This is a genomic window from Leptothoe sp. LEGE 181152 (genome assembly GCF_032906605.1).
Taxonomy (GTDB): Bacteria; Cyanobacteriota; Cyanobacteriia; order Phormidesmidales; family Phormidesmidaceae; genus Leptothoe; species Leptothoe turfae.
In genome coordinates this window covers 129227-141760 of the sequence record NZ_JASATU010000001.1, presented here as the reverse complement: position 1 = coordinate 141760, position 12534 = coordinate 129227, and the positions used below count along the sequence as shown (strand labels likewise).

8 protein-coding genes are annotated in these 12534 nt (G+C 48.3%); 1 reads left to right on the top strand and 7 read right to left on the bottom strand.

The genetic code is table 11. The features are described from left to right. Positions 1-276 precede the first annotated feature (276 nt). On the top strand, positions 277-876 hold the full coding sequence (locus QGP82_RS00630; protein ID WP_499056628.1) for a helix-turn-helix transcriptional regulator: 600 nt from the start codon (positions 277-279) through the stop codon (positions 874-876). A gap of 88 nt (positions 877-964) precedes the next feature. Here the strand turns inward: QGP82_RS00630 and QGP82_RS00625 are convergent, their stop codons facing one another. The 7 genes from QGP82_RS00625 to pflB all read right to left on the bottom strand — a co-directional run bounded on the left by QGP82_RS00625 (position 965) and on the right by pflB (position 12329). Beyond that, positions 965-1726, bottom strand: coding sequence for an SDR family NAD(P)-dependent oxidoreductase (locus tag QGP82_RS00625; protein WP_006514450.1), 762 nt, complete (start codon positions 1724-1726; stop codon positions 965-967). A gap of 336 nt (positions 1727-2062) precedes the next feature. Next, positions 2063-2998, bottom strand: coding sequence for a phytanoyl-CoA dioxygenase family protein (locus QGP82_RS00620; RefSeq protein WP_163701998.1), 936 nt, complete (start codon positions 2996-2998; stop codon positions 2063-2065). Between the two features lie 442 nt (positions 2999-3440). Then, positions 3441-4061 (bottom strand): ribosome hibernation-promoting factor, HPF/YfiA family, encoded by a 621-nt coding sequence (gene hpf, locus QGP82_RS00615; protein WP_163659225.1) that lies wholly within the window; start codon positions 4059-4061, stop codon positions 3441-3443. 153 nt (positions 4062-4214) lie between these two features. Beyond that, positions 4215-6308: a glycogen debranching protein GlgX gene (gene glgX, locus QGP82_RS00610; RefSeq protein ID WP_163659226.1), complete on the bottom strand. Its 2094-nt coding sequence runs from the start codon at positions 6306-6308 to the stop codon at positions 4215-4217. Positions 6309-6388: 80 nt separating this feature from the next. Then, positions 6389-9064, bottom strand: a complete 2676-nt coding sequence (gene adhE / locus QGP82_RS00605) for a bifunctional acetaldehyde-CoA/alcohol dehydrogenase (protein WP_499056626.1) — start codon at positions 9062-9064, stop codon at positions 6389-6391. Between the two features lie 14 nt (positions 9065-9078). Next, a complete protein-coding gene (pflA, locus tag QGP82_RS00600) occupies positions 9079-9846 on the bottom strand; it encodes a pyruvate formate-lyase-activating protein (protein ID WP_499056625.1) in 768 nt (255 codons plus the stop codon). Positions 9847-10025: 179 nt separating this feature from the next. Next, positions 10026-12329 carry a formate C-acetyltransferase gene (gene pflB / locus QGP82_RS00595; RefSeq protein WP_499056624.1) on the bottom strand — a complete coding sequence of 768 codons (2304 nt, stop codon included), beginning with the start codon at positions 12327-12329 and terminating at the stop codon, positions 10026-10028. Between the last annotated feature and the right edge of the window lie 205 nt (positions 12330-12534).

The window sequence follows — 12534 nt, the reverse complement described above, 5'->3', positions numbered from 1 at the left end:
TTACTCTTTAAGGCTTATTTACTTTAAAAAAGTATACACAAGACTTCTCTTAAGTTAGTTGGGGGATAAACGGTTGTGTATGCTTTTTTGATCGTTTATTCAATCCCTCCTTATGGGAGGGACTATCCCTATGGGAGGGAGCTTGAAACCGAAGAAATATAGCTTGACGCACATAGTTCAGGCCTGGCTAACTGCATAACCTCAAAATCCGTACATCTACTGATATATGGAGCTGTGATGTAGCAGCTGTGCGGATATAAACAGAGGGTCTGCTAGATGGATACTTTCATAGAAGCACTTAAAAATCTGAAAGCTCACGGTGGCCATTTCAATAGTATTTTGGTGAAGGGAGTGCTTGAAGGGCTTATGGATGGCGTTTTGATTTTGACTCAGCAGAGCAAATTTCTCCATGTCAACAGCAATGCTCAAAAAATTATCGAGAGGTTGACTCAGACTCAAAATCAATTTCAAATCCTGGGGCAAGAACTGCGACGGATCTATCAGGCTATTGTTGATGGGTATAAGTTATATCCTGACAACCCTGTGGTGATTGAATCTGAAATTAGGGATGGGGATGACAATATTCTACGGATTCGAGCGCGACTCTTGCAGTTAGATGCCTATGAACAACCTCTGGTTTTGATTGTCTTAGAAGACCAAAATCATTCTATCCATAGTCTGGCAACTACTGAGTCAAAAAAGTATGGTTTAACACCTCGCGAAACTGAGATTTGGTTGCTTAGGCGCGCCAACCGTAGCTATAAAGAGATTGCAGCTGAGCTATACATTAGTCTCAACACGGTTAAAAAGCATGTGAAAAGCATCCGCAGCAAACTCAAGTTTTATCAATTTCAACAAGATTCAATAGCAAGCTAGTAGTACGATGTTGACACCAGTCAGTTGTTGAGGAGATTTATCAGCGATTGTTTAGCATTTAGATGTTTAGCATTTAGATGTCTAGCATTTAGATAATAGTTTTGCCTCCGTCTGCCACAATGGCAGCACCATGAACAAAGTCGGCATCGCTGGTGGCTAAAAATAAGGCGACACGGGCAATATCGCTGGGTTTACCCAAACGTCCGGCAGGAATTGTAGCGATGGTGGCTTTCTCTTCGGCAGCAGGATCATGACCCAAATTAAACTCCGTATGGATCATGGGTGTGTCAATGGGACCCGGACAAATAGCATTAACGCGAATATTCTGAGCTGCCCACTCGGTGGATAGTGCTCGGGTTAAGGCGAGCACACCACCTTTGGTGGCACAGTAGCCGCTATAGAGAGGTTGACCCACTAAACTTAGCTCTGATGCTATGTTAATGATGATTCCTCCATCTTGAGTCAACATTTGAGTGATGGCATGTTTGCAGCCAAAGAAGACACCTTTGAGGTTGACCCCCAAGAGTTTGTCTAGGTCGTCTTCGGTGGTTTCTGTAATGGGTTTTAGCATAGAGATGCCTGCATTATTGAAGAGAATGTCGAGACGACCAAAATTCTGAACTGTTGCTGCGATCGCACCCATCACCTGCTCTTCGTCACTGACGTCTACCCCCAGCCCCAGGCATTTACCCCCAGCTGTTTCAATCACTTCCTGCGTTGTCTGGGCTGCATCTGCATTCACATCAACCGCCACAACAGTGGCACCTTCACGAGCAAAACATTCAGCAGTGGCACGACCAATCCCAGACCCAGCACCGGTAATCAAACTTACCTTTTTATACAGTCGCATGTACTCGCCCCTTCTTATGCTCTGTCCAGGTAAATTTTAAGACAGATGCGGTACGTAGGCTGGCAAGCTTAAACATCAGTGATTACTCACTGATGTTTTGACGATGATCTAACGTTAGGGCGTTGCTGAGTCTCAGTCGGGTGTGGTCTTGAAGAGGGGCGGATTAAATCTCATGCTTCGATTGAGTCATGGGGTAAATCAGCAATGGCAACAATGGAAAACTTAACATTTGGGATATGAAATGTCCTACGGCGAGGCATGGCGGACGCCGTGTGGTGAGTCGCCACCCACCCCATCAAGGCTCAAATGTCTGTTGTTCAGGAGACGAGCGAATACCTAAGCTTGTTTGTCGGATTCCACCAGTGCATCTGGACAATAGTCGGCTAAGAAGGGAGTGCGATAGCCATCCTGAGACCACAATATGGGGTAATGGCTTTCGTCAAGGTCTAAACTTCCTTGCTGACGGTAGCGTTCAAAAATATAGCCATCTCCCATGCCAGGTAGTTGAAACCGGGCATGACCGGCTAGAGAACTGATGGCCAGACTGCGGCGTGTTTTGCTGCCGCTACGGTTTTGACCCGATCCACGCCACAGATTGCCGTGGAGAAAGAGGGCACTGCCAGGGGGTAAAACAATGGGAACAATCTGGGGGGATTCTACACCTGCTTGTTTTGCAGCTTGCCAAAGGGGCTCGCGATAATCCTCACGGGGAGCGTGGAGAACGCGGATCTTATCGGTGCAGTTCCAAAAATGGGAACCAGGCACAATTTCTAACGAGCCGGTTTCCATGGCAACATCGCTTAAGGCGATCCAGCAGGTAACGGTAGCTGGTGGAGCAATGGCTGTGGTGTAGGTATTATTGCGATGGAAATAAACTTCGGGAGCATTGGGAGGCTTGATCCAGCAGGTATCAAGGCCATAGCGGGCCGAGGTCCAACCCATGAGGGAGGCGTTGAGTTGGGCAATTTTGGCAGATAGGGTAAAGCTGGCAAGGGTGCGATCGCAACGCCATAATCCAGTCATCTGCTGGGTAGCATTGGGCTGGCTTACTCCCGGACGACCATACCATTCGTCAGGAGAAGCTCCGGTCTCAAACTGAGTGTTAAAAAGAGAATCGAACCGTTCAACAATTGTTGCAATTTGTTTAGCAGTCAATAGATTATCTAAGATAAAATATCCCTGCTGATGAAATTGTTTGATCTGAGTAGGCGTAATTTCTAATGGAGAGAGTAATTGCCCTAGGGCATCTGGATTTAGGGTTGCAGACTGCATAGCTAATAATTCTCTAAAAACGGAGTGTGATAACCATCCTCATACCAATTAATTGAGAGAACTGAAAAGACGTTGCATGCAACGTCTGTGCATCCAATAGTGGAGCCTAACTAATTTTGGTTCCTTAGTAGTTCAGGGACCTTTGGTCAGTGAGGTCTTTCCCTAAAAGTAGGGATTACCTATGCTATCGACGTATGATGCCCAGAGTATGCAACGCAAGGTCTGGGGAAGCTGTATTCATTATTACTGAAATAATACTGAAATGCTCAAAGATGAATAACGTTCAAAGATTCAATGGTAACAACAGATACAGATCTCTCTGGTACGACCAAACTCCCCTACAGATAAATGCTGAGTGTATGGATACCTGTAGGGGGTGCATTAATGTTTAGGATGGTGCAGCAAACGGCTGTTGGCGCAGTCTCTCCTTTGGAGATAGGCATTAGTGGCTTGCTATATATCGCTTATGATGGCTGACGGTAGTCTGCTCAGAGGTTTGATGGGGTTGGATCAAGCCATAGCCACCATGATTTCGTTCATAGAGCACGTTAATCTCTCCAGTGCTTAAATTGTGGAACATATAAAAGTCATGATCAATGAGTTCTAGCTGTTCCAAAGCCGCCTGAATTGACATGGGGGGCATGGCAAAGAATTTATTTCGCACAACCATGGGAGGCAGCGTGGGGCTTTGTTCGTTGATAATGGTTGTAGGATTGATAGATGGCTCAAGACCATCATCTTGAACAGTGGAAACGGGAATTCGCTGTTGTTGCTTCTCCTTATATTTTTTCAATTGTCGAGTGATTTTATCGGTTACTAAATCAATAGCGGTGTAAAGATCGCTATGTTTTTTAACGGCCCGTATAACTGTCCCCTTTGCAAAAAGGGTTACTTCGGCTGTCTGTTGATCTTGCTTTCGAGCACTATTGTGAACAGATAAAGTGATATCAATCTTGGTCAACAACCCCTCAAAATGATGCACAGCCTTGTTGATTTTTTGATGGGCATAGTCATGGATGGCATTAGTAATGTCAACGTTTTTACCTTGGATAACTGTTTGCATTTGATAAGTCTCCTTTGCAGTGATTGTTGGAGATGGAGATGTTATACCAGTTCTCAGTTTTGAGCTTTAAATTCTGAGGTATAGAAACCGCCTGTGCACAGGCGGTTTGGCTTGAGATTTGTAGCTACAGTTTCAGGAATTGGTATTAGTTACTCATTGTACTATTAGGATGACTGAAGAATATTGTTCTAGTTGATAAAAAGATTGTTTCACTTTTGGAGCCATGTCTGGCTCACAAAAGTCCTCTGGCGCTGCTAAAGCAGTATCGACAATGCGATGCCAGTATTGTCCCTCAAGCAGAGGGGGTAGTTCAAAAATCAGTGGTTGATGAAAGGCGTTTAACATCACGTGTAGCGATTCACCATATTCTTGATGAGATAGGGTAAACGCCAGACTGTGGGAAGTATAGCTCCAGTCTGGTGCCCCCAACTTCACTCCATGCCAAATGATAGCTGGCTCTGAGATTGACTGGGGTGTGACAATGAGCGGATGGTCGTGCTTGAAGACCTGTAGGGATTGAATAAAGCCAATTAACCCTTTTACAAAGCGTAGAAAATCCCCTTGGGTGATGACGGCATTCCAATCAAACCAGCTGAGTTCATTGTTTTGACAGTAGGCATTGTTATTTCCCTGTTGCGATCGCAACACTTCATCCCCCATCAGCATCATGGGTGTCCCCTGGGACATGGTCCACAGCGTAAAGAAGTTCTTTGCCTGTTTTAATCGCAATGATTGAATGGTTGGATCTTGGGTTGGGCCTTCCACGCCACAGTTCCAGCTCCAGTTAGCATCGGTCCCATCCCGATTATTTTCCCCATTAGCCCAGTTATGTTTGCTGTCGTAGCTGAGCAAATCGTAGAGTGTAAACCCATCGTGGCAGGTGACAAAGTGAACGCTGTAGTTGGGATCTCGCTGTGACTGCACATAGAGATCGGGGCTACCAACAATGCGATCTGCCAGGGCACGAACAACCCCATTATCCCCCCGTACAAAACGACGGACATCATCACGGTAAGGGCCATTCCATTCAGCAAAGCGCTCCCCGGCAAAATGTCCTACCTGGTATAGTCCGGCTGCATCCCAGGCCTCCGCAATAATTTTGGTCCCTGCTAAGGCTGGATCGGTGTTGATCATCCATAAAATCGGTGGATTATGTAAGGGCTCTCCCGTGGTATCACGGGAGAGGACTGAGGCCAGATCAAAGCGAAAGCCGTCCACGTGCATCTCGGAGACCCAGTATCGCAGACAGTCTAGGATAAGATATCCGCTGATGGCGCTGGTCTTCAGGGTATTGCCACAGCCGCTGTAGTTTTTATAGTAGGCCTTGTCGTTTTCAAGAATGTAGTATGACTCATTGCTTAACCCCCGCAGCGATAGGGTAGGTCCCTCGTGATTGCCTTCGGTGGTGTGGTTAAATACCACATCTAATATCACCTCAATGCCAGCCCGATGGAGAGCTTTAACCAAATCTCTAAATTCATCCACTGGCCCTAAGTTATCTTGGCGATAACTGTACTGCCGGTGTGGGGCAAAAAAGGCTACCGGGCTATACCCCCAATAGTTTACTTTTCCAGATGGTGCATCGCTGGGGTCAAATTGTTGCACGGGCATCAACTCTACAGCCGTAATCCCCAGGGACTGTAAATATGGAATTTTTTCCATCAGACCGGCATAGGTCCCCCGTTTCTCTGGCACAAGACCAGAGCTGGCATGCTGGGTAAACCCGTCTACATGTAGTTCATAAATGATTGTCTCAGCGTAGGGAGTTTTAGGATGGCGATCGCCCTCCCAGTCATAGGGGAGTGGGTCTACCACAACCCCCCTAAGGGCCTGGGCACAGTTATCAGAGCCATCAATGGCAGCTTGGCGAGAATAGTTTTGCCACCCGACAACCGAACGTGCATAGGGGTCGAGTAGCACCTTGTTGCGGTTAAAACGAAGACCGGTTTCTGGATAGTAGGGGCCGTCAACTCGATAGGCGTATACTTGCCCCGCTTTTAGCCCTACGACAAAGACATGCCAAAAGTGGAAGGTGTGATGGATTTTTGGATCTAGGCGAATTGTTGTCTGGGGCTGAGGATCTTCGGGTGTGGCAAATAACAACAGCTCCACCGTTCTTGCTTCGCGGGCATAGAGACAAAAGTTAATCCCCCCGTCACGTACTCTGGCACCCAGTGGATAACTATTTCCTGGCTGAACAGTTAGGCCAAATTGAGGGTGCTCATTTAACAATATTTTGAAGGTCATGTCATTGTGCTCGGTCCTAACACCACTCGCAGCTAACTAATGATGGCTGGTGGCACCGTTACGTGCCACCAGCCAAGGATCTAATGGGCTACCTCCTGCATGGGGGGTGATGATAGGGAACTGTCTTCTGATAACGACAGTGGGAGATCGTCCCGATAAGCGGCTATGTACAACGCTTTGAGGTCTTGAATGAGGGGATATCGAGGATTGGCTCCCGTACACTGGTCATCAAACGCTTGTTCTGCCATCAGATCAAGATGTTCGAAGAACGTATGTTCATCATCGCTCAGCACTGCTCGCAGACTCCCAGGTATATCTACTTGTTGTTTGAGCGATTCGATCGCTGCGATGAGGCGATTAACTTTGTCGTCATCACTGTCACCACCCAGCTTCAGTACATCTGCGATCGCAGCATATCTCGCCTTTGCTTGGGGATACTCATACTGTGGAAAAATCGCCTGTTTAAATGGGGCATCCGTAGCGTTGTAGCGGATCACGTGGGAAATCATTAACGCATTGGCGAGACCGTGGGGAACGTGGAAGGTGGACCCTAGCTTATGGGCCAAAGAATGACAAATGCCCAGAAATGCATTGGCAAAAGCCATACCAGCAATGGTGGCTGCATAGTGAACTTTTTCGCGGGCTTCTGGATCGTTGGGGCCATTGTGATAGGCACGGGGGAGATACTTGATCAACAAGCTGATCGCTTCTAGAGCTAAACCGTCAGTAAACTCAGTGGCCAACACAGACACATAGGCTTCCAAGGCATGGGTGAGGGCATCAATGCCACCGTAGGCGGTGAGTTTTTTGGGCATATGGCGCACCAGTTCCGGGTCAATGATGGCCATAGTGGGCGTCAAGGCATAGTCTGCCAGGGGATATTTAATCCCAACGCGATCGTCGGTGACCACGGCAAAGGGGGTGACTTCAGAACCGGTGCCCGATGTGGTGGGAATGGCCACAAGAACAGCTTTTTCACCTAGGGGCGGCAGCTCATAGACCCGTTTGCGAATGTCCATAAACCGCATTGCCAGACCTTCAAACTTCACTTCGGGATGCTCATACATCAGCCACATCACCTTGGCGGCATCCATGGGTGAACCACCGCCCAGGGCAATAATCACATCGGGTTGGAAGTTGTTAATGATCGCCAGACCCCGCTGCACTGTGGAGAGGGAGGGATCGGGTTCAACATCAAAGAAGGTGTGATGCTCAATTTTGAGACTGTCGAGGGTGTCCGTAATCTCTTTGGTGAACCCCATGTCAAATAAGGGCTTGTCGGTGATGATAAAGGCTCGTTTCTTATGGGCGAGATCCCCAAGGGCTACGGGAATGCAGCCCGCCTTAAAGTAAACCTTGGGAGGAACCCGAAACCATAGCATATTTTCTCGCCGTTCGGTCACCGTTTTGATGTTGAGGAGATGCTGTACCCCAACATTCTCGGAAACAGAGTTGCCACCCCAGGTGCCGCAGCCTAAAGTCAGTGAGGGATCAAGTTTGAAGTTGTACAAATCACCAATGGCCCCCTGGGAGGATGGGGTGTTGATCAACACACGAGCTGTGGCAAGTTCGTCTTCAAACTGGGTGATGCGATCGCGATTATCTGGGTGGGTATACAGCACTGAGGTATGGCCCCGTCCCGCAAAATTCACCAACCGTTTTGCCTGGTCTAAACCGTCGGCAAAATCTGAGGCCCGATAGAGCGCCAAAATCAGTGAGAGTTTTTCATAGGAGAAGGGTTCCTCAGTGCCAATGGTGCTAACTTCACCAATCAGCAGCTTAGTGCCTTCGGGGACGGTCAGGTTTGCCAGCTGAGCGAGTTGAGTAATGGACTGACCCACAATCTCAGCATTGAGTCGTCCATTTTTCAGTAACAGCTGACCCACCCTTGCCTGTTCTTCAGGGTTGAGGAAATAGGCCCCCCGTTTGATAAATTCCTGTTTAACATCGTCATAGAGGTCGTCGACCACCACGGCGGATTGTTCCGACGCACAGATCATGCCGTTGTCAAACGTCTTACTCAATAAAATAGAGCTGACCGCCATCTGAATATCGGCGGTCTCGTCAATTAAAGCGGGGGTATTACCAGCCCCCACCCCCAGTGAAGGATGACCGGAGGAATAGGCGGCTTTGACCATGCCGGGTCCGCCCGTGGCTAAAATTAGCTTAATGTCAGGGTGCTGCATCAATGCCTGGGAGAGTTCCAGGGTGGGTTCATCAATCCAGCTAATTAAGTCTGCGGGTGCCCCAGCCTGCACCGCAGCATTGCGAATAATTTTAGCCGCAGCAATTGTGCAGGCTTTAGCGCGGGGGTGGGGAGAGAAAATAATAGCGTTGCGAGTTTTGAGACTGAGCAACGCTTTAAAGATGGCTGTGGATGTGGGGTTCGTGGTGGGCACAATGCCAGCAATCACCCCGATGGGCTCGGCTACTTTTTGAATGCCGTAGTGAACATCGGAGTAAATGACGCCACAGGTTTTGGCATGCTTATATTTGTTGAAGATATATTCCGAAGCAAAGTGATTTTTGATCACCTTGTCTTCAATCACACCCATGCTTGTTTCTGCCACCGCTTGTTTAGCTAAGGGGAGACGGGCATTGTTGGCTGCGATCGCAGCTTGCTTGAAAATAAAATCAACCTGAGCCTGATTAAAATTGGCATAAATCTCTTGAGCGTTTTTCACCCGTAGTGCCAATTCTTCGAGACTCTGTAGCGTATCTACCCGAACATTAGCAGGAGAAGATGGTGAAGTCATAATAGAGCAGTCCTCTAGCGAATGTTTAAACCGTGGCGTTGAAACTGTGCTTTAACGCGTTCAATGTTGTCCTGACTGGGGGGCAGAGTGTCTTTTAATTGATAGTCATAACCCAGGGCTTCCCACTTGTAGGCCCCCATTTGATGAAATGGTAAAACCTCTACCCACTCAACATTTGTAAGGGTTGCAACAAATATAGCAAGTCCCTCAACATTTTCAGGTGGATCGGTCAATCCTGGCACTAAAACAAACCGCACCCAGGTGAGTTTATGAATATCATTGAGATAGCGAGCCAGACGCAGGGTCGGTTCTTGGGAAACGTGGGTGACGCGACGATATAGATCGGGATCAAAGGATTTAATGTCAAGCAGTACGAGATTGGTATGGGGTAAAACCTGTTGAGCCGCTGTTAAGTCAGAAAAGCCTGACGTATCCAAAGCTGTATGTAATCCTTCAGCCTGACAGCGACGTAACAGTTCAGCCACAAATTCAGGCTGTAGCAATGGTTCTCCACCCGTGACCGTAACCCCTCCTCCGGATAGTTCCAGGTAGGTGCGGTAGCGCAGAATTTCTGTCACCAGCTCATCGACAGTCACTTCACGGCCCCCTTCTACCGTTCGACAGTCGGGGTTATGGCAATACAGACACCGTAGCGGGCAACCTTGGGTAAAGACAACAAACCGGATCCCCGGCCCGTCGACGGTACCACAGGTTTCAACAGAGTGAATCCGACCTGTGGATGTGGATGTGGATGTAACTGTAGCTGGTTGAGGAATTAACATAGCAGGCAATATCGGCTTTAAAGAGTTGTCAGCCCTCCTCTCCGAGCGAAGGCTACCGTGTATCCAGCAAGTCGGAGAGTAGTCCCAGGTTTCGAGCCCTTAATCCCCCCTTCTCCTTAATGGGAGAAGGGGGGATTAAAATCCTTCTCCATTAGAGAGAAGGAGAGACATCCGACTCATTAGAACCGACTATGGAATGTCCGATTAACAACATCCATCTGTTGATCACGGGTGAGTTTGATAAAGTTCACCGCATAGCCAGAGACCCGAATGGTTAGCTGAGGATATTTTTCAGGATGATCCATGGCATCCAACAACGTCTCACGGTTGAGCACATTGACATTAATATGCTGTCCTGTGTTGTGGAAATAGCCATCCAGTAAACCGACTAGATTGTTAATCTGATCAGTCTCGGTTTTACCCAGGGCAGCAGGCACAATGGAGAAGGTGTAGGAAATACCGTCCTGAGCATGCTGGTAAGGTAGCTGAGCCACTGATTCGCAAGCTGCGATCGCACCTTTGGTGTCGCGACCGTGCATGGGGTTAGCACCAGGGGCAAAGGGTTCACCAGCTTTACGACCGTCGGGGGTACTGCCAGTCTTTTTCCCGTAGACCACGTTGGACGTAATGGTCAAAATAGACTGGGTGGGAACAGCGTTGCGATACGTCTTGTGCTGACGAATGTGATCCATAAAGCGCTGCACCAGCTCGGAGGCAATATCGTCTGCCCGATTATCATTGTTGCCAAAGGCAGGATAATTAGCCTGGACATCATAGTCAACGGCTAAGCCAGCCTCATTACGAATCACTTTCACCTGACCATATTTGATGGCGGAGAGCGAATCTGCTACGACGGATAGGCCAGCAATGCCACAAGCCATGGTGCGATAGACATTTCTGTCGTGCAGGGCCATCTCCAGCCTTTCATAGCAGTACTTGTCGTGCATATAGTGAATCACATTGAGGGTGTTCACATAGAGTTTTGCCAGCCAGGCCATCAGCACATCAAACTTGGCGTTGACCTCGTCATAGTCCAGAATATCGCCGGTCACAGGGGCATAGGCAGGCGTAATCTGTTCTCCAGACTTCTCGTCTTTACCGCCGTTGATGGCATATAGGAGGGCTTTGGCTAAATTCACCCGGGCACCAAAGAATTGCATCTGTTTGCCAATGGGCATGGCTGATACACAGCAGGCGATGCCGTAGTCATCTCCATAGTCGGCCCGCATCAGGTCGTCGTTTTCATACTGGATGGAGCTGGTATCTTTCGAGACTTTGGCACAGAACTGCTTAAATTCCAGAGGCAGCCGTTCTGACCACAGCACGGTCAGGTTTGGCTCTGGAGCGGGTCCCAGGTTATACAGGGTTTGCAGACACCGGAAACTGGTCTTTGTTACCAAAGGACGACCGTCTAACCCAATGCCACCAATGGATTCAGTTACCCACACCGGATCTCCGGAGAACAGCTGGTTATACTCCGGTGTGCGCAAGAATCGCACCATTCGCAGTTTCATTACAAACTGATCGATCAGTTCCTGGGCCTCGGGCTCTGTTAACTCGCCATTGGCCAGATCCCGTTGAATATAAATGTCTAAGAACGTTGAGATCCGCCCCAGGGACATGGCCGCACCGTTTTGTTCTTTAATCGCCCCCAGATAGCCAAAGTAAGTCCACTGTACGGCTTCTTTGGCATTGACAGCTGGCTGGCTAATGTCAAAGCCATAGGCTGCCGCCATTCGGCGCAATTCTTGTAGGGCACGAATCTGCTCAGAGATCTCTTCCCGTTGCGTAATAATCGATTCATCCAGGGTATCTACCTCTAAGGATTGAAGCTGCTGGTGCTTATCGAGAATAATGCGATCGCAACCATACAAGGCAACCCGCCGATAGTCTCCAATGATTCTCCCCCGTCCATAGGCATCGGGCAATCCCGTGATGATGCCTGAATGCCGGGCCCTTTTCATCTCTGTGGTGTAGGCATCAAACACACCGTCATTATGGGTCTTGCGATACTTGGTAAAGATCTCGTGGGTTTGGGGATCAAGCTGATATCCGTAGGCTTCTAAAGACTTTTTCACCACCCGAATGCCACCCAGGGGCATAATGGCCCGCTTCAGGGGTTTATCGGTTTGTAGCCCAACAATCTGTTCCAGGGATTGATCAATATATCCCGGTGCATGGGCCGTAATTCCGGTGGGTAATTGGTTATCGGCCTCTAAAATACCGCGCTCACGCTCCAGCTGCATTAGCACGGTAACTTTCTCCCACAGCTGCCGGGTGCGATCGCTAATTCCAGCTAGAAACTCTCCACCCCCACCATAGGGAGAATAGTTCTTCTGGATAAAATCTCGAACATTAATCTCATCGCCCCATGGCCCCATGGAAAACTGACGCCATGGCTGTTTAGGCTCAGTCGAAGAAGGAATAGCTTCAACACCCGATGTCGCCTGTTTTTTAGGGTTGACTGTGCTTGCTACACTCATGATTTACGATCTCCTCGCAACAGTACTGTTTTGAACCATAACTAACATCAGTTATGGAATGATGAAATGCTTGATTTTGTGAACAATAGTCAGAAATGACAACCCTGGCCATATCATGGCCTTATTCCTCCATAACGCTTTGTTATCCTTACGCTAAGGAAAAAACTAAATTCACAAAGTTAAAAAATCAGAATTTCAGTAATTT

Bases quoted from the DNA above. Each gene is read 5' to 3' on its own strand.
- QGP82_RS00630 (WP_499056628.1), top strand. From the start codon at position 277: ATGGATACTTTCATAGAAGCACTTAAAAATCTGAAAGCTCACGGTGGC.
- QGP82_RS00625 (WP_006514450.1), bottom strand. From the start codon at position 1,726: ATGCGACTGTATAAAAAGGTAAGTTTGATTACCGGTGCTGGGTCTGGG.
- QGP82_RS00620 (WP_163701998.1), bottom strand. From the start codon at position 2,998: ATGCAGTCTGCAACCCTAAATCCAGATGCCCTAGGGCAATTACTCTCT.
- hpf (WP_163659225.1), bottom strand. From the start codon at position 4,061: ATGCAAACAGTTATCCAAGGTAAAAACGTTGACATTACTAATGCCATC.
- glgX (WP_163659226.1), bottom strand. From the start codon at position 6,308: ATGACCTTCAAAATATTGTTAAATGAGCACCCTCAATTTGGCCTAACT.
- adhE (WP_499056626.1), bottom strand. From the start codon at position 9,064: ATGACTTCACCATCTTCTCCTGCTAATGTTCGGGTAGATACGCTACAG.
- pflA (WP_499056625.1), bottom strand. From the start codon at position 9,846: ATGTTAATTCCTCAACCAGCTACAGTTACATCCACATCCACATCCACA.
- pflB (WP_499056624.1), bottom strand. From the start codon at position 12,329: ATGAGTGTAGCAAGCACAGTCAACCCTAAAAAACAGGCGACATCGGGT.